Source organism: Bifidobacterium choerinum, from assembly GCF_000741135.1.
In the GTDB taxonomy this organism is placed as follows: domain Bacteria; phylum Actinomycetota; class Actinomycetes; order Actinomycetales; family Bifidobacteriaceae; genus Bifidobacterium; species Bifidobacterium choerinum.
The window spans coordinates 67,245-88,242 of record NZ_JGYU01000002.1; the positions used below are offsets into that span (position 1 = coordinate 67,245).

A 20,998-nucleotide genomic window follows, 5' to 3' on the forward strand; every position below is an offset into this window, starting at 1 on the left:
CGCCCGCCCTGCATGACTCGTCATCAACGTGCCGTCTTGCGTCGCACCGCGCGGAACAGCTGCGCCATCTGCGCGTCGAGCGACGCGAAGGACGCGTGCGCCGCGCTCGGCTTGGCGCGCAGCACGACGCTGCAGCGCTCGGGGAGCTCGTCCTCGTAGCGTTGCGCAAGCACGCGGAAACGGCGTTTCACCGTGTTGCGTACGACCGCGTTCCCCACCGCCTTGGAAACGGCCAGCCCCACATGTCTGGATGCACCGCCGGCGCCGCCGTCATCGGTGTCGTCGGGCATCAGATAGTGCACGACGACGTCGTCGCCGGAGACCTTCCGACGGCGCCGCAGCACGGCGACGAAATCGCGGTGGCTTCTGAGCCGTTCCACTTTCGTCCGACTGAAACGAAAACTCAGGCGGAAAGGGTCTTGCGGCCCTTGGCGCGACGGCGGTTGATCAGCGCGCGGCCGGAACGCGTGCGCATGCGGGCACGGAAGCCGTGCTTCATGTGGCGACGACGGTTGTTCGGCTGGAATGTCCTCTTCATAGTTTCATGCTCCCGTTAGGTAGGTCGGTGGGCCATGCGTGCATGCATGACTTCGCTTGAGACAATCTCTACCAATTTACCGATACCCCTATACCTCAGCGCGCGGCGGCGACATGCGGGCATGCGGGGAGCGTCTGCGACACGCCCGGGGAACGTCGTGGAACATCGTCGCCGGCCGTCCACAGGGCAGTGCCGATATACTGGGGAAAGCCGGGGGAAGTTATGCACAACGCGCAGCGGCGCCAACGCAAAAACCCAGCATTTCCGCTATGCGAGCTTGTGGATAACTTCCATCAGTCAGAGTAAGAATGACCTGTTACGCATGTGTATACAACTGATGGAGACGAAATCATGAGCGAAGCAAGCAACGACCCGGCGGCCAAGGCCGCCGTCATATGGTCGAACGCGCTCGAACTGCTTCGGAAGAACTCGTCGCTGACCGCCCGTGAGAAGGGCTGGTTCGAGGGCGTGGTCCCCGAGGCGCTCTTCGGCACCAACATCATCCTCGCCGTCGAGAACAGCGAGACGCAGCATGTGCTGCAGACGGAGCTCAACGACGAGCTGCTGCAGGCGCTGCGCATCGCGAACGGCGGCGTCGACCTCTTCCCCGCCTTCAAGATCGCGGTGCGCGCGAACGAGCCCGAGCAGCCGGTGCTGCCGGTCACCGCGCTGAGCGAGGAGGCGCCGCGCGGCGACACGCGCAAGCGCCAGCCACTGCCCGAACCGGAGCCGGCGCCCGAGCCGGTCGTCGTGCAGCAGCCGCCGAAGACGACGCACTACGACGCCGCCGTCGTGCAGACCTTCGAGGATTCGATGGGCGACGACCTCGACCCGGCGTCGGCGGCGACGATGTCGACGTCGCTCACCGGCGCGGCCGACGTGTTCAAGGGACGCTTCGGCCGCTCCCCGCAGCCGATGATCGACCCGGAGACGCATCTCAACCCGTCGGACACCTTCGACACCTTCGTGCCGGGCGACTCGAACCGCTTCGCACGCACCGTCGCGCTCGCCGTTGCCGAAGGCGGCGGCAGCGACTTCAACCCGCTGTGCGTCTACGGCGGATCGGGCCTGGGCAAAACGCATCTGCTCAACGCGATCGGCAACTACTCATTGATCAAGCAGCCCGGCACCCGCGTGCGCTATGTGACGAGCGAGGAGTTCACGAACGAGTTCATCGACTCGCTGCGCATGGACGCCGGCACGAAGTCCGGCTCGAGCCGCGTGACGGCGTTCAACCGCAAGTACCGCGAGGTCGACGTCCTGCTCATCGACGACATCCAGTTCCTCGGCGGCAAGACCGAGACGCTCGAGCAGTTCTTCCACACCTTCAACAGCCTGTACCAGGCGAACAAGCGCATCGTCATCGCCTCCGACGTGCCTCCGAAGAACCTCAAGGACTTCGAGTCGCGCCTGATCTCGCGCTTCGAGCAGGGCATCACCGTCGACGTCAAGCCGCCGGACCTCGAGACGCGCATCGCGATCCTGCGGATGATCGCGTCGAACTCCGGGATGCGCGTGCCCTACGACGTCCTCGACCTGATCGCCGAACGCTTCACCGAGAACATCCGCGAGCTCGAGGGCGCGCTCAACCGCGTCACTGCGCTCGCCTCGCTCAACGGCCAGCCGGTCACCGTCGCACTCGCCGAGCAGACACTGCAGGACTTCTTCTCGACCGACATCGAGGTCAAGCCGACCGACATCATCGGCCGCGTCGCGAAGTACTTCCATCTGACCTTCGACGACATCGTCGGCCCGCAGCGCAACCGCAACATCACGCTCGCCCGCCAGATCGCGATGTATCTGACGCGCGACCTGACGAGCATGAGCCTCGTCAACATCGGCCAGGTCTTCGGCGGCCGCGACCACACGACGGTCATGCACAACATCAAGATCGTCTCGGACGGCATGAAGCAGAAGCAGGAGATCTACAACTACGTCACCGAACTGACGGTGCTGCTGCGCCAGCGCAACACCAAATGACCGACGGAGACCGGACGGTCCGGGCGCGCGGCGTTCCCGACTGTGGATGCTGCGCGCTCGCGACACACCTCGCCATGCCGATTGCGACATAAAGTTTTCCACATGGTTATCCACAGTTGTTGGCAAAACCGGTGGATATCGCGGGGAAAACGCCGAAATCGGCTGTGGATAACCCGTGGAGAGAAGCAGTCAAAATGTGAATAGCCGCTCGGTCCCCATCGCCATGTGGAAAAACCGGCCTTTTATCCACAGCCGATGCAGAAGTTATCCACATGCCTTGAATGTGGATAAACCGCCGCCCTGTAAGGCTCGCGAAGGTTTTCCACATATCCACCGCGCTGATGATGGTGATGAATCCTTTTGTACTTAAATCTCATCATGACCATCAACCACCCAAGGCTGCGCCCTGCGCTTCGCCTCGACGAACGAAGCAAAGAGCAGTTAGAATGAATGCCAGACTCACCAATCGTCAACAGTCAAGGAAAGCGCATGAAAGTAGAAGTCAATTCCACCTCGTTCGCCGATGCCGTGTCCTGGACGACCAGCATCCTGTCCGCCAAGCAGCTCAACCCGCTGCTCTCCGGCATCAAGCTCGAGGCTCGGGACGGTGCGCTCCAACTGTCCACATTCACCTATGAACTCTCGTCGCGCGACCACATCGAGGCCGGCGTCGACGAGGCGGGCGCCGCCGTCGTGCCGGGCAAGCTGCTCGCCGACATCAGCAAGTCGCTGCCCTTCGAGAAGGCCTATCTGCAGACCGACGGCTCGACGCTGCGCATCTCCTCGGGCAAGTCGACCTTCACGCTGCAGCTGATGCCGGAAAGCGAATACCCGGATCTGCCGCAGCTGCCCCCACTGCTCGGCCAGGTGGATGCGCCGACGCTGACGCAGTCGATCGTCCAGGCCGCCGTCGCGATCGCGCGCACCGACGACCGCCCGGTGCTCACGGCCGTGCAGATGAAGTTCAACGGCGACACGGTGACCTTGTCGTCGACCGACCGCTTCCGTCTGGCGCGCTCGACCTTCCACTGGTCGCCGGCCGACGACGGCCTCGAGGCCGTCGCTCTCGTCAAGGGCACGCATCTGCGCGACATCTCCCGTTCGCTCGACGAGCGGCAGAACGTCAACCTGTACTTCGACGTCGAGAACCCGACGCTGCTCGGTGTGGAAAACGCCGGCCGCGTATCCACAGTCCAGCTCATCGACGGCGACTTCCCCGCCGTCGACCGTCTGTACGCCGATTCCTATCCGATCCACGCCGTGCTCGACAAGCAGAACCTGCTCGACGCGATCAAGCGCGTCGCGCTCGTCGCCGAACGCAATGCGCCGATCCGCATGGTCTTCGCCGGCCAGGAGGTCACGCTGACGGCGGGCGCCGCCGACGAGGCCTCGGCGAGCGAGGTGCTCGACGTCGACCTCGACGGCGAGGACGTCACCGTCGCGTTCAACCCGAATTATCTGCGCGAGGGCCTGAGCGAGATCACCGAACCGTATGTGCGCATGAAGATGACGACGGCCGTCAAGCCGGTCGAGTTCGACGGTCAGCAGGAAGCCGACTCCGAGGAGTCGCTCGCCTACCGCTACCTGCTCGTCCCGATGCGCTTCAACAGCTGAGTCTCGACCGTGGCGTCCTTGCCGCATGGGGACGCCACAGCCGCCTTCCTTGTATCCCTCCCCGCCGAACCGTTGGAAACCGATGTTCATCTCCCGTCTCGCCCTCGACCATTTCCGTTCGTGGGACCACTGCCTGCTCGACTTCACGCCCGGCGTGACGATCCTGCAGGGTGCGAACGGGCTCGGCAAGACGAACATCGTCGAGGCAATCGAGTTCCTGTCGACCGGCGCGAGCCATCGCACCTCGTCGTCGGCGCCGCTCGTCGAACGCGGCTTCGACATGGCGGCGATCCGCGCGAATGTGACCGACGAGGACGCGGCCCGCACGACGACCTATGAGGTGACGATCCGTGTGAAGGGCGCGAACCGCGCTCGCGTCAACGGCGGACCGTCGCTCTATCTGCGCGACATCGTCGGCGACATCCCGCTCGTCGCGTTCACACCCGACGACCAGAGGCTCGTCTCGGCCGACCCCGCCGCGCGCCGGCAGTTCCTCAACCAGACGGCGTCGCTGCTCGTGCGCGGCTACGCCGATACGCTGCAGCGCTTCACACACGTCGCCAAGCAGCGCGCGACGCTGCTCAAGCAGCTCGGCGCGGCCGACGACTTCGACGCATCGCGCGACGCGGCGCTCAGCGGCCTCGAGATCTGGACCGGCCAGTACATCGATCTCGGCCTGCAGCTGACGCGCGACCGCATGGCCGTCGTCGACCGGTTGCGCGCACCGTTCCACGAGCTCGTGCACGAACTCGCCGGAGCCGGCAACGACGCCGAACTCGACTACGAGCCCTCCTTCGACGAGATCCTGCAGGGCGAGGACGCCCCGCGACTCATCAGCGAGCATTTCCAGCGGCTCTACGCCGGCGAAGTCGCACGCGGACGCAATCTCATCGGCCCGCAGCGCGACGACATGCTCATCGGGCTCAACGGCTTCCCGGCGCGCGAATTCGCATCGAACGGCGAGATGTGGACGCTCGGCCTCGCACTCAAGATGGCCGTCTGCCGGCTGCTCGAGGAACGCTTCGGCACGCAGCCGATCGTCATCCTCGACGACGTCTTCGCGCAGCTCGACGAGACGCGCCGCGCGCAGATTCTGCGCTTCGCGGCGGCGCAGCGGCAGGTGTTCATCACCGTCGCCGCCGCGAGCGACATCCCCGATGACGAACGTCTCGCCGACGCGCACGTCGTCGACGTCGCCGCGCTGCGCGCACGAAACGACGACGGGGAGGATCTGTGATGCAGACGCCGATCTGCGTGACGCTCAAGCTCGACGAGCGCAAGCTCGGAGCCCAGGAATTCGAGCGTGTGGCCGCGAAGGCCGGCCTCATCGGGGAACTGCGCGTGCGTCGCGAGGAGGCGCTCGACAATTTCGGCAAGCCGGGACGCGAACCGCATGAGCTCGGCGACGTGCTCACGAAGATCGTCGAACAGTCAGGATGGGGGCCGCGGCTGAGGATGGCGTCGCTCGAATCGGACTGGGCGTCGGTCGTCGGCGAGGTCAACGCGCGCCATTCGCGCGTCGCGAGCTACGTCGACGGCGTGCTGACGATCGCCGCCGATTCGCCATCGTGGACGCAGCAGCTCACGGCGATCGCGCCGACGCTCACCGAGACGCTGCGCGAACGCCTCGGCGGGCTGCGCATCGACGAGGTGCGCGTCACCGGGCCGCAGACGCACGGCCGCGGCGTGCGCATGATGAAATACGTGCAGCAGAATACGAGACGGCCGCATCCGCGCGGCTGACCGGCGCAGGCGATGACGACGTCATCGTTCGCTGCAGGAGAACAAAAACGGATAACGGGCCACAGGAGGCCGCCGTCCCTACGCGCGAGTAGAATCTTTACTATAGCGGTCAAACGCCCACAAGGGCGTTTTATTCGTGTTATAGGGCATATCGCATCGCGAAAACACCCTCGCGACGAACACAGAAAGGAAACTCTGTGGCAGATTTCACGGCTGATGCGGTGGACGCATCCTCGAACGACGACGATCAGGTCGTCGACGGACAGCTGGACGACACCCTCTCCCCCGAACACTACGACGCGAGCGACCTGCGCGTCCTCGAAGGCCTCGAGGCGGTCCGCATCCGCCCGGGCATGTACATCGGCTCGACGGGCCCGCGCGGCCTGCACCACCTCGTCTACGAAATCGTCGACAACTCGGTCGACGAGGCGCTCGCCGGCTATGCGACGCACATCGAAGTGACGATCCTGCCGGACAACGGCATCCGCGTCGTCGACGACGGCCGCGGCATCCCGGTCGACGAGGTCCCCGGTGAAGGCGTCTCCGGCGTCGAGACGGTCATGACGAAGCTGCACGCCGGCGGCAAGTTCGGCGGCGGCGGCTACGCGGTCTCCGGCGGTCTGCACGGCGTCGGCATCTCGGTCGTCAACGCGCTCTCGACGCGCGTCGACATCGAGGTGCGCCGCCAGGGCTACTACTGGACGCAGACCTACATCAACCAGCATCCGACGGCGCCGCTCAAGCGCGGCCGCGCGATGGAGGACGGCGAATCCACCGGCACGTCGGTCACGTTCTGGCCCGATCCGAAGATCTTCGAGACGACGATCTACGACTTCGAGACATTGCGCGCGCGCTTCCAGCAGATGGCCTTCCTCAACAAGGGACTGAGGCTGTCGCTGACCGATATGCGCGAGACCGAATCGACCGGCGACGAGGTCACCGGCGAAAGCGACGCAAGCGACGAGCTGCACCAGAGCGTCACCTACCAGTATGCGAACGGCATCAAGGACTACGTCGCGTACATGGTGAAGATGCGCAAGGCGCAGCCGATCGAGCCGGACGTCATCGACATCGAGGCCGAGGACCTCGCGATCGGCGTCTCCGCCGAGATCGCGATGCAGTGGACGACCGCCTATTCGGAGTCGGTGCACACCTTCGCGAACACGATCGCGACGACCGAGGGCGGCACGCACGAGGAGGGCTTCCGCGCCGCGCTGACAAGCATGGTCAACCGCTACGCGCGCGAGAAGAACATCCTCAAGGACAAGGACGACAACCTCTCCGGCGACGACGTGCGCGAGGGCCTGACGGCCGTCGTCTCGGTCAAGCTGACGAACCCGCAGTTCGAAGGCCAGACGAAGACGAAGCTCGGCAACTCCGAGGCGAAGACCTTCGTGCAGCGCATCATGAACGACCGTCTCGGCGACTGGTTCGACGCCCATCCGAACGAGGCGAAGAACATCATCCAGAAGGCGATCGAGGCGTCCCGCGCGCGCATGGCCGCGAAGAAGGCGCGCGAGAACACGCGCCGCAAGTCGATCTTCGAATCGGCCGGCATGCCGGACAAGCTCAAGGACTGCCAGTCGAACGACCCGAGCGAGTGCGAGCTGTTCATCGTCGAGGGCGACTCGGCAGGCGGCTCGGCAATCCAGGGACGCAACCCGAACACGCAGGCGATCCTGCCGCTGCGCGGCAAGATCCTCAACACCGAGCGCGCGAGCCTCGACCGCATGATGAAGTCGGACACGATCGAATCGCTGATCACGGCGATCGGCGGCGGCTACGGCGACGACTTCGACCTCGACAAGGTCAGGTACCACAAGGTCATCATCATGGCCGACGCCGACGTCGACGGCGCGCACATCGCGACGCTCAACCTGACGCTGTTCTTCCGCTACATGCGTCCGATGATCAACGCCGGCTACGTCTACGTGGCGATGCCGCCGCTGTACCGGATCAAGTGGACGAAGGGACCGCACGACTTCGTGTACACCGACGCCGAACGCGACCGTGTGCTGTCCGAAGGCAAGGCCGCCGGCCGCCAGCTGCCGAAGGGCGAGGGCATCCAGCGCTACAAGGGCCTCGGTGAGATGAGCTACCAGGAGCTGTGGGAGACGACGATGGACCCGTCCAACCGCGTGCTCAAGCAGGTGCACATCGAGGACGCGCTGCAGGCCGACGAGACCTTCTCGATGCTGATGGGCGACGAGGTCGAACCCCGCCGCCAGTTCATCCAGCGCAACGCGCACAACGCCCGCTGGATCGACGCCTGACCGGATCGGCCGGACAGGCGATCCAAGGCACCACCCGCAACAAGACGTGACCGCCCAGACGCGGCGAAGGCAAAGGAAGCAAAGTGGCAGACGAACCCACCAACAACGGCTCGGACGACGAGCTCAGCAATCTCTCCGGCTCGATGGAGCCGCTCAGTCCGCAGGAAGCGGACAACACCGATTACGGCCTGATGGTCGGCACGCGCGTGCAGCCGGTCGACCTGCAGGAGGAGATGCGCCAGTCGTACCTCTCCTACGCGCTCTCCGTCATCGTGGAGCGCGCGCTGCCCGACGTGCGCGACGGCATGAAGCCGGTGCATCGCCGCGTCGTCTACGCGATGTACGACGGCGGCTACCGCCCCGACCGCGGCTACAACAAGTGCTCGCGCGTCGTCGGCGACGTCATGGGCAAGTACCATCCGCACGGCGATTCGGCGATCTACGACACGCTCGTGCGCATGGCGCAGTCGTGGTCGATGCGCTATCTGCTCGTCGACGGTCAGGGCAACTTCGGCTCCCCCGGCGACGACCCGGCCGCCGCGATGCGTTACACCGAATGCCGCATGGCGCCGCTCGCGATGGAGATGGTGCGCGACATCGACAAGGACACCGTCGACTTCGTGCCGAACTACGACGGCAAGACGCAGGAGCCGACCGTGCTGCCGGCACGCTTCCCGAACCTGCTCGTCAACGGCTCCTCCGGCATCGCCGTCGGCATGGCGACGAACATCCCCCCGCATAACATGCGCGAGGTCGCCGACGGCGTCCACTGGGCGCTCGACCATCCCGAGGCGACGCGCGAGGAGCTGCTCGACGCGCTCATCGCCCGCATCAAGGGACCGGACTTCCCGACCGGCGCGACGATCCTCGGCCACAAGGGCATCGAACAGGCCTACCGCACCGGCCGCGGTCTGATCACGATGCGCGCCGTCGTCAACACCGAGGAGATCCACGGCCGCATGTGCCTCGTCGTCACCGAGCTGCCGTACCAGGTCAACCCGGACCGTCTCGTCGTCTCGATCCGCGAGGCCGTGCGCGACGGCAAGATCCAGGGCATCGCCGACATGCGCGACGAGACCTCGGGACGCACCGGCCAGCGTCTCGTGCTCGTGCTCAAGCGCGACGCCGTCCCGAAGGTCGTGCTCAACAACCTGTACAAGCATTCGCAGCTGCAGCAGACCTTCGGCGCGAACATGCTCGCGCTCGTCGACGGCGTGCCGCGCACGCTGAGCCTCGACGCGTTCATCCGCCACTGGGTCGACCACCAGCTCGACGTCATCGCGCGCCGCACCGCCTACCTCAAGCGCGAGGCCGAGGAACGCGACCACATCCTGCAGGGCTATCTCAAGGCCCTCGACATGATCGACGAGGTCATCCATCTGATCCGTTCGTCGGCGACCGTCGAGGTCGCGCGCACCGGCCTGATGAACCTGCTCGACGTCGACGACGTGCAGGCCGATGCGATCCTCGCGATGCAGCTGCGCCGCCTCGCCGCGCTCGAACGCCAGAAGATCCTCGACGAGCACGACGAGCTGATGCGCAAGATCGCCGACTACGCCGACATCCTCGCGAAGCCGGAACGCCAGCGCAAGATCGTCGGCGACGAGCTCGACGAGATCGTCGCGAAGTACGGCGACGACCGCCGCACGAAGATCCTGCCGTTCTCCGGCGAGATGAACGTCGAGGACCTCATCGCCGAGGAGAACGTCGTCGTCACCGTGACGCACGCCGGCTTCATCAAGCGCACGAAGGCCGACGAGTACCGCGCCCAGCACCGCGGCGGCAAGGGCGTCAAGGGCGCCAAGCTGCGCGAGGACGACGTCGTCGACCACTTCTTCCTGACGAGCACGCACAACTGGCTGCTGTTCTTCACGAACAAGGGGCGCGTCTACCGTTGCAAGGCCTATGAGCTGCCGGAGGGGTCGCGCGACTCCAAGGGCCAGCACGTCGCGAACCTGCTGCAGTTCGAACCCGACGAGCAGATCCAGACCGTGCTGTCGATCCCGAACTATGAGGTCGCGAAGTACCTCGTGCTCGCGACGCGCTCCGGCAAGGTCAAGAAGACGCGCCTGTCCGAATACGATTCGCCGCGTCAGGGCGGCCTCATCGCCGTGCGCCTGATGCAGAGCGAGGATGGCGAGACGACCGACGAGCTGATCGGCGCGAACCTGTGCAACGCCGAGGACGACATCATCCTCGTCTCGAAGCACGGCATGAGCCTCAAGTTCCGCGCCGACGACGAGCAGCTGCGCCCGATGGGCCGCCAGACCGCCGGCGTGCAGGGCATGAAGTTCCGCGCCGATGACGAGCTGCTCGCGATGGACGTCGTCTGGGGCGACACCGACAAGGACCTCTTCGTCGTCACGAACGAAGGCTTCGCGAAGCGCACGCAGCTGAGCGAATACCGTCTCCAGGGCCGCAACGGCTACGGCGTCAAGGCCGTGCAGCTCGTCGAGGGCCGCGGTTTCCTCGTCGGCGCGCTCGTCGTGTCCGAGGAGGACCAGATCATGGCGATCATGAAGTCCGGCAAGGTCATCCGTTCGGACGTCAGCGAGGTCAAGCGCACCGGCCGCACGACGCAGGGCGTCACCTTCGCGAAGCCCGACAAGGACGACGAGATCGTCTCGATCGCGCGCAACGCCGAGACCGAGGACGACGCCGACGGCGACACCGTCACGACCGATTCCGCGACCGGCAGCACGAGCGTGCAGCCGGCGGAAGGCGAACCGGTCTTCGAGGCCCGCGCCGACGGCGACCAGCCGACGCCGGTCATCGAGGAGGATTCGGCGGCGATCGAACGCACCGACGAGGACGACGCCGAATGACCGATGTTCGGGGACGTGCGGCCGTTGCATAGGGCCGTCGCACGTCCCCGAACGTTGGTAATCTCGACCTCAAAGCCATGAGCATTTCAAGGAGCAGAGCATGAGCGACCCCCGCGAGGCCAATCCACTGGAGCATACGACCGCTTCGATGACGCAGGACAGGCATGCGCCGCGCGTCGCGCGTTCCGCCTCGAACACTCCGCTGATCGCGGACAAGGACCGTCCTGAGGAGAACAAGCCGGTCCGCCCGATCAAGCGTCGCAAGAAGCCAGGCGCACGCCGCATGAAGCTGTCGCTGACGCATCTGGACGCCTGGTCGGTCGCGAAGGTCACATTCATGCTGTCGATCGCCGGCGCGCTCATCCAGATCATCGCCGTCGCGCTGCTGTGGTCGCTGCTCAAGGTCGTCGGCGTCTTCGACCAGGTCACGCAGATCGTCTCATCCGCCGGCCTCGACGCGGGCGGCATCAATCTGGCGAACGTCTTCTCGCTGCCGACGATCCTCAGCGGCGTCACGATCTTCTCGATCGTCGAGATCGTGCTCGTCACGATCCTCGTCACGATCTTCGCGCTGCTGTACAACGTCGTCTGCTCGCTCGTCGGCGGTGTCCATGTGACGCTCGGCGACGACTGATCCCGATATTCGCTGCGAAGGCGGCCTGCGGACGATGGTTCGTCCGCAGGCCGCCTTTTTGCATCCGTTGCGACCGTTTCGGGTGCGGAACGACCCCGTCATGTTCGCAAACGCGCGCCCTCGCGAACGTGACCGCCGCGTATCGCACCCGGCGTGTTCGCGGAGCGTCGTCGTTGCGATTGCCGGCGGTGCAGATCGCGGGTGCCGCGTTCGCGGCCGGACGGAAAATCATCCATCCGGACCATGCTGCACCGTCGCGGCGGCCGGTAAACTCGTGACCGTGTTCAGATATCTCGGGTATTTCAGCCAGTCGTTCATGCTCGCCGTCATGCTGTGGCCGTTCGTGTCGTTCCTGCTGACGCTGCCGATCGTTGCGGTCATCTACCACCGCAACCATCGGCTGAGCTTCATGAGCGCCTTCACCGCCTACATGGCCGTGCTCTACGCGCTCGGCCTGCTCGCGTTCACGATGTACCCGATGCCCGACGATCCGACCGCCTACTGCCGCACCCACCATCTGGGGCCGCAGCTCGACCTGCTGCGCTTCATCCAGGACGCGCAGAGCGGCCTGTCCGGCGTGCTGCAGCTCGTCATGAACGTCGTGCTGTTCCTGCCGCTCGGCTTCATGCTCGGCCGCTGGGCCGGCTGGAGGTTCTGGCAGACCGCCGGCACCGGCCTCGCCTGTTCGATCTTCATCGAAACGACACAGCTCACCGGCATCTGGGGGCTCTACCCCTGCGCCTACCGCTACTTCGACGTCGACGACATGCTGACGAACACGATCGGCGCGATGCTCGGCTACGGCCTCGCCGTCCTCTACACGAAGCTCGTGCCGAAACGCGCGAAACAGGCCGCCAGCGTCAACACGCATCCCGGATTCGTGCACCGTTTCGTCGCGCTCGCGATCGACGTCATCATCATGGACGTCATCCTGTACGCGCTCGTGCTGCTGCTCGTCTATGTGTTCTACAAATGCGCGGTCGCGTTCGACGACACGCACTACGCCATCGGCGCATTGCTCATCTCGACCGACAGCGTGCATTGGGTGCCCGGCATCCTCGCCGGCATCCTGTTCCTGATCTTCGAAGTGTGGCGTCCATGGAGCATGACGGCCGCACGCTTGGCGGCGCCTACACGCGCATGACGATCGAGACGTCGCCGCGCACCGGCTGGCGCCGCGTCCTGCTCTACACGGTGCGCACGCTTGTGCTCGGCGCCTGGTACGTGCTGCTCAACACCGGCGCCAACCGCTGGTTCTGGTATCTGACGGCCGCACTCGTCGTCTGGTGGATCTTCATGCACCGGATGCCGTGGGATCTGGTGCCCGGCGACCCGACGGCGTCTTCTGCGCCGTCAGCGCATCTGCAGCACGACCATGAACAGTGCGATGACATGGCACACGTAGCCGCCGATCGTGCCCAGATGGAACAGCTCATGGTAGCCGAACCACCGCGGGAACGGATTGGGCTTGCGCAGCGCGAAGAATACGGCGCCGACGATGTAGCAGGCGCCGCCGCAGATGACGAGGATTGTCGGCACGGGCCCGATGAACGGTGACGTCCAGAAGAAGTAGATGATCGACAGCGGCGACAGTCCCAGAATGCAGTAGATGATCGTGAACAGCCAGTCGAGGCCGACCGGATACAGCAGATGGACGACGGTGCCGACGGCCGCCGTCACCCACAGGATGCCCATATAGGTCCAGCAGATCGGCTTGTTGTTGAGCGCGAACAGGAACGGCGTGCAGGTGCCGGCGATCACGAGGAAGATGTTCGAATAGTCGATGCGGCACAGCACCGTGTCGACGAGCTTCGGGAAGTACCCGTGGCCCAGATGCAGCGTGGCGCTGACGCCGAACAGCAGCATCACCGAGGCGCCGTAGATGCTGATGCCGACCTTCATCCAGCCGGCGGGCGCCAGACAGATGAGTATGACCGACGTCGCGATCGAGAACGGGAAGGCGATCAGATGCAGCCATCCGCGCAGCTTCGGCTTCTCGCGCAGGATCTGCCGGCGCTCGCGCCATTCGCGGAACCTCGCGGTGCGCCGCTTCTGCTCGTTGAGCTTCTTCGCCGTGACCGCCTTCTTCGGCCTGCGCGGCTCCTCATCCTCCGAACGCGGGATGTTGTAGATGGGGCGGTGGCTCTGGGACACCGCACGCACCTGATTCTTCCGTTTTCTGCTGTTCTCGCCGACCATGTCTCCTAGCATAGGGGCGTGCGTCAGAAAAAATGCGCGGCCGTTCCTCTGACGGGGAACGGCCGCGCATCCGGGTGGTTCGCGCGTGAGGGCGACGTGCGCCCGGGTGGGCTTAGAAGATGCCCTGGGCGACCATCGCGTCGGCGACCTTGACGAAGCCGGCGATGTTCGCGCCGAACATCAGGTCGCCTTCATGGCCGTATTCCTTCGCCGCGTCGAGCGACTCGGACACGATGTTCTTCATAATGTCCTTGAGGCGGTTGTCGACCTCCTCGAAGGTCCACGACAGACGGTACGAGTTCTGGCTCATCTCAAGGCCGGAGACGGCGACGCCGCCGGCGTTCGAGGCCTTCGCAGGGCCGTAGAGGATGTGGTTCTTCTGGTAGACGGCGATCGCGTCCGGCGTCGACGGCATGTTCGCGCCTTCGCAGACGACGGTGCAGCCGTTGTCGACGAGCGTCTGCGCGGACGTGCCGTCGATCTCGTTCTGCGTCGCGCACGGCAGCGCGATGTCGCACTTGACGGTCCAGACGCCGCTGCAGCCCTCGTGGTACTCGGAGCCGGCGACGCGGTCCGCGTATTCCTTGATGCGGCCGCGGTGGCCGAGCTTGATGTCCTTGACGACGTCGAGGTCGATGCCCTTCGGATCGTAGATGTAGCCGTTCGAATCGGAGCAGGTGACGACCTTCGCGCCGAGCTCGGTGGCCTTCTCGATCGCGAAGATCGCGACGTTGCCGGAGCCGGAGACGGCGACGGTCTTGCCTTCGAAGGAATCGTTGCGCAGCACGCGCAGCGCCTCCTGCGTGTAGTAGCACAGGCCGTAGCCGGTCGCTTCGGTGCGGGCGAGCGAGCCGCCGAACTCGAGGCCCTTGCCGGTGAGCACGCCGGTGAACTCGTTGCGCAGGCGCTTGTACTGGCCGAAGAGGTAGCCGACCTCACGGGCGCCGACGTTGATGTCGCCGGCCGGCACATCGGTGAACTGGCCGATGTGGCGCTGCAGCTCGGTCATGAAGGCCTGGCAGAAACGCATGACCTCGGCGTCGGAACGGCCCTTCGGGTCGAAGTCCGCGCCGCCCTTGCCTCCGCCCATCGGCAGGCCGGTCAGCGAGTTCTTCAGGATCTGCTCGAAACCGAGGAACTTGATGACGCTCTCGGTGACGGTCGGGTGGAAGCGCAGGCCGCCCTTGTACGGGCCGATCGCCGAGTTGAACTGGACGCGGTAGCCGCGGTTGACCTGGACGTCGCCGTTGTCGTCGACCCAGGCCACGCGGAACTTGACGAGGCGCTCCGGCTCGACGAAGCGCTGCAGGACGCCAGCCGCCTCATATTCCGGGTGCTTCGCGAAGACCGGCTCGATGCTCTCGAACACTTCCTGCACGGCCTGCAGGAACTCCTTCTGGTCGGGGTCGCGTTCTTCGACCTTGGCGTAGACGCGCTTCACATACTCATCGGTGAGCATTGTTCCTCTTTCTGATTCGGATACGGACAAAACAGCATCATTCTAAAGACAGCGAAAACACGCGCACAAGCATGTTTCATGTTTTGGAAGGTGATTTTGCCAACGCCGTCATTCATCGTCGCGTCCGCGGTCGTCGCGGTCGGTGGGGAAGTCGGACGCGGAGGTCACGACTGCGCCTGCGCGCCGTTGATCGTGCGGCGGAACGGCAGGTAGATCGCCCAGGCGATCGGCATCGTGACGAGCAGCGCCGGGTAGAACCATGCAATCGGGACGCCGCCGTAGAGGAAGCCGCCGATGAGCGGCCCGAGGAACATGCCCAGGTCGATGCCGGCGTAATAGGTCGTGTTCGCCATGCCGCTGCGCGCCTTGCCGGCGATGAGCACGGCCTTCGCCTGCGTGACCGAACTCATCAGCCCGTAGCCGCCGGCCGTCATGACCGCCGCCAACGCGAGCATCCAGAAGCTGCGCAGCCAGGTGAGCGACAGCAGCATCACGACGTCGCAGACCGTGCACAACGTCAGGAAGAACGGGAAGGACTTCGTGTCGAACCAATTGCGCAGCACGATGCGGATCGTGAGCAGCACGAGCGCGTAGATCGGGAAGAACACGGAGACGCCGAACGGCACATGCATGCGCGCGGCGTAATCGACGATGAACGACTGATTCGCGAAATAGGGGATGCCGAACATCATGAAGATCAATGCGATCGGCACCACCTTCGGCTCGAACAACGCGCTCAGTCGCAGCTTATGGCCATCGGCGGAAGCCGTCGCGCCGCGTGCGGCGGCGTACGGACGGCCGGCGTCGCGGATGCACAGCACGCAGACGACGACGAGCGCCGCCATCGCCGACGCCGTCAGGAACGCCGCGCGGTAGCTCACCGTCTTCGAGATGCGGATGCCCAGATCGGGGCCGAATGCCTGCGCCAACGCGTTCATCGTCCCGTACAGTCCCATGCCCGCGCCCATGCGCGACAGCGGCAGCAGCGTCGCGAGCCATGTGGACAGGCACACGGAGATGCAGGCGAAGCCGACGCCGTTGACGATGCGCGCGGCGAGCAGCGACGCCGGGGTCGACGCGTACGCGTACCAGACGTTCGTGATCAGATACAGCGCGCCGCCGATGACGGCGAGCACGCGTTTGCTCGTGCGGTCGGACAGACGTCCGGCGATCGGCCGGCAGAACAATGCGGCCAGGGACAATGCGCCGGCGATGAATCCCATCAATGCGCCGTTCGCGCCGAGCGTGTGCGCGAAGCCGGCGACGATCGGGCCGCCCATCATGCTCGCCGTCATGAAGAAGAACGTCGCCGCCATGATGAGCGCCACGTCGCGCGTGATCAGGCGCTCCTTGTGATCGTTGGCGGCCATGGTGCTTCCTCTCGATGATGCGATGCGCGCGGTGATATGACGTCTCCGCGTGATGTCGTGACGTCCGTTGTTCGGTCGACGACGTCGCCATTGTAGGCGCGGCGCCGTCGTCTCCGGCCGCGCTGTTCGCGATGCGCCGGAGCCGCCCTCCATCGTTCCGACACGCCGACGATGGGCGATTCGCTCGAGGAAACGCCGTAATCGGACACGCGAACCCGCGGTTGTTCAGTACGACGAACCGTTGATTCCTCGCGATTCCTCGGTGGCGGTTACTGAAAATCCCCGACGTGCACTTAAACGTTTAAGCCGTTAGGATAACTCGCGTGAGCGGTCTCAACGCAGAGTGCGCCGCCCACGAGCGAAGAACCAAGACAGACAGTATGCACACGCCGAAATCGTGTAAGACGTCGATGCGGCGAATCGTGCATCGGAAGGATTCCAGTGAGCACAGCATTGACGAAGAAGTTGATCGCTTGGTGCGCGGCGGCCGCGACGGCGGTCGGCACGCTCGCATGCGCCGGACCGGCGCTCGCGACCGAAACGGCCGGCGCGACCGCAGCCGGCGGCGCCGCCGTGAACATCGCCGACCCGGCCGCGACGACCGAGACGCGCGCGTTGTTCGCGAAACTGCGCGACACGAAGGCCGGCGACGTGCGCTTCGGACAGCAGCACGCCACCGACGAACACATCAGCGAGACCGCCACCGACGGCGACGTCCATGAGATGACCGGCAAATACCCGGCCGTCTTCGGATGGGACGCCGGCCTCGTCCTCGAAGGCCGCGAAAAGCCGGGCAAAGGCTCCGACCAGGCCGCGAACGCGCAGGCGCTCGCCGCCGAGATCACGAAGGCCGACGCGCTCGGCGCGATCGTGACGTTGTCCGCGCATTGGAGCAACCCGAAGACCGGCGGCAACTACGACGACACGACGCGCGTCGTCGCCGACCTGCTGCCCGGCGGCGCCTATTCCGGCCGATTCAACACGGTGCTCGACGGCATCGCCGCTGTCGCCGAACAGTCCACGCGCGCCGACGGCACGGCGATCCCGATCATCTTCCGTCCGCTGCACGAGAACACCGGCAACTGGTTCTGGTGGGGCGCGACGCATGCGACCGCCGACGAATACAAGGAGCTGTTCCGCTACATCGTCAACTATCTGCGCGACGTCAAGGGCGTGCACAACCTCCTGTACGCCTACTCGCCGGGCGGCACGCTCGACGGCGACGCGAACGCCTATCTGAAGACCTATCCGGGCGACGGCTACGTCGATGTGCTCGGCTACGACACCTATGACCGAGACAACACGAAGGACGACGCCTCCGCATGGCTCGCGCCGGTCATCAAGGACATGGCGATGCTCAACGACGAGGCCGCCGCGCGCGGCAAGATCGTCGCGTTCACCGAGTTCGGCCGCAGCGACGAACGCGGCTTCAAGAAGGACACGGCGACGAAGGACAAGCGATTCTTCTCCGAGCTGCGCGATGCGCTGACGAAGGACGCGCCGAACACCGCCTACATGATGACGTGGGCGAACTTCGGCGGCTCCGGCTCGAACTTCCAGGCGTACACGCCGTGGAAGGGTCAGGACGCCGAACCCGAGTTCGTCGAGTTCGCGAACAGCTCCGACAAGCTGATGGCGAGCCCCGCGAACGTCGACTACACGAACGCGCCGGCCGCCGCTTCGCGCGCCGGCAGCGCGCGCATTGTGACGCCGGTAAACGGCGACCGCGTGGCCGCGCGCACGATCGACATCCGCGTGAAGATCGACGACGCGAACATCGGCAACGTCAGGTTCGACAACACCGACAAGCCGCCGTACGCGATCTCCGATGGCGTCGTGACCGACTACCGGGGCGCCGACGGCGCATTCGTGACGGTGCCGCTCACCTACAGCTGCAACGGCTATCTGACCGGCACGCTCGACCCTGACAAGGCCGGCGTTCCGGACACCGTCGGCACGCTGCGCCTGACGCCGCAGATCACGTTCGCCGACGGCACGCGGCTCATGTCACCGGATGGCACCGACGGCGCCGTCGCAATCAAGCTCGGCGAGGCCGCCGTCGTCCCCGAAAACGTCATCGATGATTTCGATACCTACGACAACGACGACGCGCTCAACAGCGTCTATGCGCCGAACAACGGCAAGAGCGCGTTCTTCACGCTCGTCGCGAGCCCGCAGGGCGCCGACGCCGGCAACGCCGTCAATCTGCACTACGATTACAACGCCAACCCGGGCTACACCGGCTATGCGCGCTCCTTCGACCCGAAGCGCGACTGGTCGGCATACACCGGCATCGAGATGTTCTACAAGCCGGACGGCTCCGACCACAAGCTCGTCATTCAGATGAACGCGGGCGGCGTCACCTTCGAGGCCTATCCGTCGCTCAACGGCACCGACGCGCAGACGATCAGCCTGCCCTTCGACAAGCCGGGCGTGTGGAACGTCGCGAGCTGGGACACGGCCAACGCCGGCAGGACGCCCGACCAGAAGCTGCTGTCGAAGGTCGGCTCCTTCGCGATCTACGTCAACGACAACGACAACGAGCTGCATGACGGCGCCGGGCGTCCGCGCACCGGCGACATCGTCTTCGATTCGATCAGGCTCGTCGGCACGCGCGACCCGTATGTGCCCGAACCCGTCGAACCGTCGGACGCCGAGCCGATCATGCTCGACGATTTCGATGTGTATGCCGATGAGGCGGCGATGAAGGACGCGTGGGGCAACCGCGACCACACCGACGTGCTGTCGCTGCAGGCCGAGGACGGCAACCAGTACCTGCAGTACGCCAATCCGAGCGGCGGCTGGCTTGACGTCGCCACGTTCATCCAGAACGATCCGGCGCGCAGCAACTGGACCGGCCAGGGCAAGCTGACCTTCCGCCTGAGGCATGACGGTTCGAACAACGCGATGGCGATCCAGATCGGCACCGCCGACGACAAGTACTTCCACATTGACCACAAGCTCGCCGCCGAGGACGGCACCGATTGGAAGACCGTCGAGATCGACCTCGTCGACAACCCGTCGCTGACGCAGACCTGGCCGGAGGGCGCCAACAAGGGCAAGACGATGACCGCCGACGACCTTGCGGCGATCAAGGAGGTCGTCATCGCCGGCAACACCTGGAACAACGACGATCCGGCCGTCAACTTCGCCGTCGACGACCTCAAGGTCGTCCCCTCCGACGCCACCGCCGACCCGAAGCCGGAGACGAAGCCGGAGACGAAGCCGGAGGAGCCCGCCGAGCCGACCGAACCGGAGGAGACGCCGGACTATTCGGCCGACATCGCCGCCGGCGACCCGGCCAGTTGCCCGATCGACTTCGCCGCCATCGACGAGCCGACCGAGCCGACCGAGCCGACAACCCCGGATAAGCCGTCGACTGGGGACAAGCCGTCGACCGCAGAACCGTCGACCGATACGGACGCCGCGCAGCGGACGGACGACGACGAGTCGACGCAGCAGACGGCGAACACCGGCTCGTCGATCGCCGCCGTCGTCATCGCCGCAACGATTGCCGTCGTCGTAGCCGTGGTCGCGCTCGTCGTGGCACGTCGCCGCGCCGAATAATCGACAGCGCAACGATCGGCACCATAATCGGCATGGCACCGGAAGACGGCGGACGATGATGGTCATCCGCCGTCTTCCGGTCTGCTGTGCCGGCGGCCGCATAGGTCGGGCATTGTTGCGCGCAGCGCGGAACGTCGGCGGCGATTGCCCGCATTCGGACATGTCCCGGTAATCAAGTCGTTTACTATGGCAATATGTGGTCGTCACTGTGCCGATTGCCGTCCTTTCCGGCGACGTGAAGCGGCGGAACGGTGACGGATGGCCGCTTCGCCCGTCGAAACACTGAAAAAGGAGACAGCATCATGTTGGACGGATTCAAGAAATTCATTGCGCGCGGCAATATGATCGACATGGCGGTCGGCGTCGTCATGGGCGCCGCCGTCACCAGTGTCGTCAATGCGATCGTCGACAGCATCATCAATCCGCTCGTCGCGGCGATTTTCGGCAAGCCGGACCTGAGCAAGACCTGGAACTGGACGATCACCAACTGGGCCGGCCAGAATTCGGTCATCTCCTTCGGCTCCGTGCTCAACGCGCTGCTCAACTTCCTGATCATCGCCGTCGCCGTCTACTTCTGCATCATCGTGCCGATCAACAAGCTGCGCGACATGAGCGAGAAGGCGATGGCCAAGGTCAAGGGCGAGAAGGACGAGGACGTCGCCGCCGGGGAACCGGAGCTGAGCCCCGAGGAACAGACCGTCGTCCTGCTGCAGGAGATCCGCGACTCGCTCGCCGCACAGCAGAACGGCACCGCCACGGCGACTCCGGCATCCAAATAAGTAATCAGGCCGCATTC

The 20,998-nt window shown here is 65.2% G+C and carries 15 protein-coding genes; 10 read left to right on the plus strand and 5 right to left on the minus strand.

What is annotated here, in order from left to right; genetic code table 11:
- Positions 1-23 precede the first annotated feature (23 nt).
- Together rnpA and rpmH are read right to left on the minus strand one after the other, a co-directional pair.
- Complete coding sequence (gene rnpA, locus BCHO_RS01340) at positions 24-380, minus strand: ribonuclease P protein component (RefSeq protein WP_024540162.1); 357 nt, start codon at positions 378-380, stop codon at positions 24-26.
- A gap of 23 nt (positions 381-403) precedes the next feature.
- Entirely contained in the window at positions 404-538 is a 135-nt protein-coding gene (gene rpmH / locus BCHO_RS01345) for a 50S ribosomal protein L34 (protein WP_024540161.1), read from the minus strand.
- A 351-nt stretch (positions 539-889) separates the two neighbouring features.
- Between rpmH and dnaA the strand changes: the two genes are divergently transcribed.
- The 8 genes from dnaA to BCHO_RS01385 all read left to right on the plus strand — a co-directional run bounded on the left by dnaA (position 890) and on the right by BCHO_RS01385 (position 12,751).
- Complete coding sequence (gene dnaA, locus BCHO_RS01350; protein WP_024540160.1) at positions 890-2,518, plus strand: chromosomal replication initiator protein DnaA; 1,629 nt, start codon at positions 890-892, stop codon at positions 2,516-2,518.
- A gap of 489 nt (positions 2,519-3,007) precedes the next feature.
- Positions 3,008-4,132 (plus strand): DNA polymerase III subunit beta, encoded by a 1,125-nt coding sequence (dnaN, locus tag BCHO_RS01355; RefSeq protein ID WP_024540159.1) that lies wholly within the window; start codon positions 3,008-3,010, stop codon positions 4,130-4,132.
- Positions 4,133-4,214: 82 nt separating this feature from the next.
- Positions 4,215-5,369 (plus strand): DNA replication/repair protein RecF, encoded by a 1,155-nt coding sequence (gene recF, locus BCHO_RS01360; protein ID WP_024540158.1) that lies wholly within the window; start codon positions 4,215-4,217, stop codon positions 5,367-5,369.
- On the plus strand, positions 5,369-5,875 hold the full coding sequence (locus BCHO_RS01365) for a DciA family protein (RefSeq protein WP_024540157.1): 507 nt from the start codon (positions 5,369-5,371) through the stop codon (positions 5,873-5,875). The genes recF and BCHO_RS01365 overlap by 1 nt, the downstream gene beginning before the upstream one ends.
- A 221-nt stretch (positions 5,876-6,096) precedes the next feature.
- Positions 6,097-8,148, plus strand: a complete 2,052-nt coding sequence (gene gyrB / locus BCHO_RS01370) for a DNA topoisomerase (ATP-hydrolyzing) subunit B (RefSeq protein ID WP_420306378.1) — start codon at positions 6,097-6,099, stop codon at positions 8,146-8,148.
- An 83-nt stretch (positions 8,149-8,231) separates the two neighbouring features.
- Positions 8,232-10,973 (plus strand): DNA gyrase subunit A, encoded by a 2,742-nt coding sequence (gene gyrA, locus BCHO_RS01375; protein ID WP_024540155.1) that lies wholly within the window; start codon positions 8,232-8,234, stop codon positions 10,971-10,973.
- A 148-nt stretch (positions 10,974-11,121) separates the two neighbouring features.
- Entirely contained in the window at positions 11,122-11,607 is a 486-nt protein-coding gene (locus BCHO_RS01380; RefSeq protein ID WP_232513903.1) for a DUF3566 domain-containing protein, read from the plus strand.
- Between the two features lie 280 nt (positions 11,608-11,887).
- Positions 11,888-12,751, plus strand: coding sequence for a VanZ family protein (locus tag BCHO_RS01385; RefSeq protein WP_237743005.1), 864 nt, complete (start codon positions 11,888-11,890; stop codon positions 12,749-12,751).
- 209 nt (positions 12,752-12,960) lie between these two features.
- On the opposite strand, the gene trhA is transcribed toward BCHO_RS01385, so the two are convergent.
- The 3 genes from trhA to BCHO_RS01400 all read right to left on the minus strand — a co-directional run bounded on the left by trhA (position 12,961) and on the right by BCHO_RS01400 (position 16,635).
- Positions 12,961-13,806: a PAQR family membrane homeostasis protein TrhA gene (gene trhA / locus BCHO_RS01390; protein ID WP_024540152.1), complete on the minus strand. Its 846-nt coding sequence runs from the start codon at positions 13,804-13,806 to the stop codon at positions 12,961-12,963.
- A 112-nt stretch (positions 13,807-13,918) separates the two neighbouring features.
- Positions 13,919-15,265 (minus strand): NADP-specific glutamate dehydrogenase, encoded by a 1,347-nt coding sequence (gene gdhA / locus BCHO_RS01395; RefSeq protein WP_024540151.1) that lies wholly within the window; start codon positions 15,263-15,265, stop codon positions 13,919-13,921.
- A gap of 164 nt (positions 15,266-15,429) precedes the next feature.
- Positions 15,430-16,635 carry an MFS transporter gene (locus tag BCHO_RS01400; protein ID WP_029675178.1) on the minus strand — a complete coding sequence of 402 codons (1,206 nt, stop codon included), beginning with the start codon at positions 16,633-16,635 and terminating at the stop codon, positions 15,430-15,432.
- A 441-nt stretch (positions 16,636-17,076) separates the two neighbouring features.
- Between BCHO_RS01400 and BCHO_RS08935 the strand changes: the two genes are divergently transcribed.
- The gene (locus BCHO_RS08935) at positions 17,077-20,202 is read left to right on the plus strand and encodes a glycosyl hydrolase (RefSeq protein WP_081707884.1); all 3,126 of its coding nucleotides are present in this window, start codon (positions 17,077-17,079) and stop codon (positions 20,200-20,202) included.
- A gap of 302 nt (positions 20,203-20,504) precedes the next feature.
- Positions 20,505-20,981, plus strand: a complete 477-nt coding sequence (gene mscL, locus BCHO_RS01410) for a large conductance mechanosensitive channel protein MscL (RefSeq protein ID WP_024540148.1) — start codon at positions 20,505-20,507, stop codon at positions 20,979-20,981.
- The last annotated feature ends 17 nt before the right edge of the window (positions 20,982-20,998 follow it).

Excerpts from the sequence above, each read along its gene's own strand:
- trhA (WP_024540152.1), bottom strand. The coding sequence starts at position 13,806 with ATGGTCGGCGAGAACAGCAGAAAACGGAAGAATCAGGTGCGTGCGGTG.
- BCHO_RS01400 (WP_029675178.1), bottom strand. The coding sequence starts at position 16,635 with ATGGCCGCCAACGATCACAAGGAGCGCCTGATCACGCGCGACGTGGCG.
- BCHO_RS01365 (WP_024540157.1), top strand. The coding sequence starts at position 5,369 with ATGCAGACGCCGATCTGCGTGACGCTCAAGCTCGACGAGCGCAAGCTC.
- dnaN (WP_024540159.1), top strand. The coding sequence starts at position 3,008 with ATGAAAGTAGAAGTCAATTCCACCTCGTTCGCCGATGCCGTGTCCTGG.
- recF (WP_024540158.1), top strand. The coding sequence starts at position 4,215 with ATGTTCATCTCCCGTCTCGCCCTCGACCATTTCCGTTCGTGGGACCAC.
- BCHO_RS01380 (WP_232513903.1), top strand. The coding sequence starts at position 11,122 with ATGACGCAGGACAGGCATGCGCCGCGCGTCGCGCGTTCCGCCTCGAAC.
- mscL (WP_024540148.1), top strand. The coding sequence starts at position 20,505 with ATGTTGGACGGATTCAAGAAATTCATTGCGCGCGGCAATATGATCGAC.
- rpmH (WP_024540161.1), bottom strand. The coding sequence starts at position 538 with ATGAAGAGGACATTCCAGCCGAACAACCGTCGTCGCCACATGAAGCAC.
- gdhA (WP_024540151.1), bottom strand. The coding sequence starts at position 15,265 with ATGCTCACCGATGAGTATGTGAAGCGCGTCTACGCCAAGGTCGAAGAA.
- dnaA (WP_024540160.1), top strand. The coding sequence starts at position 890 with ATGAGCGAAGCAAGCAACGACCCGGCGGCCAAGGCCGCCGTCATATGG.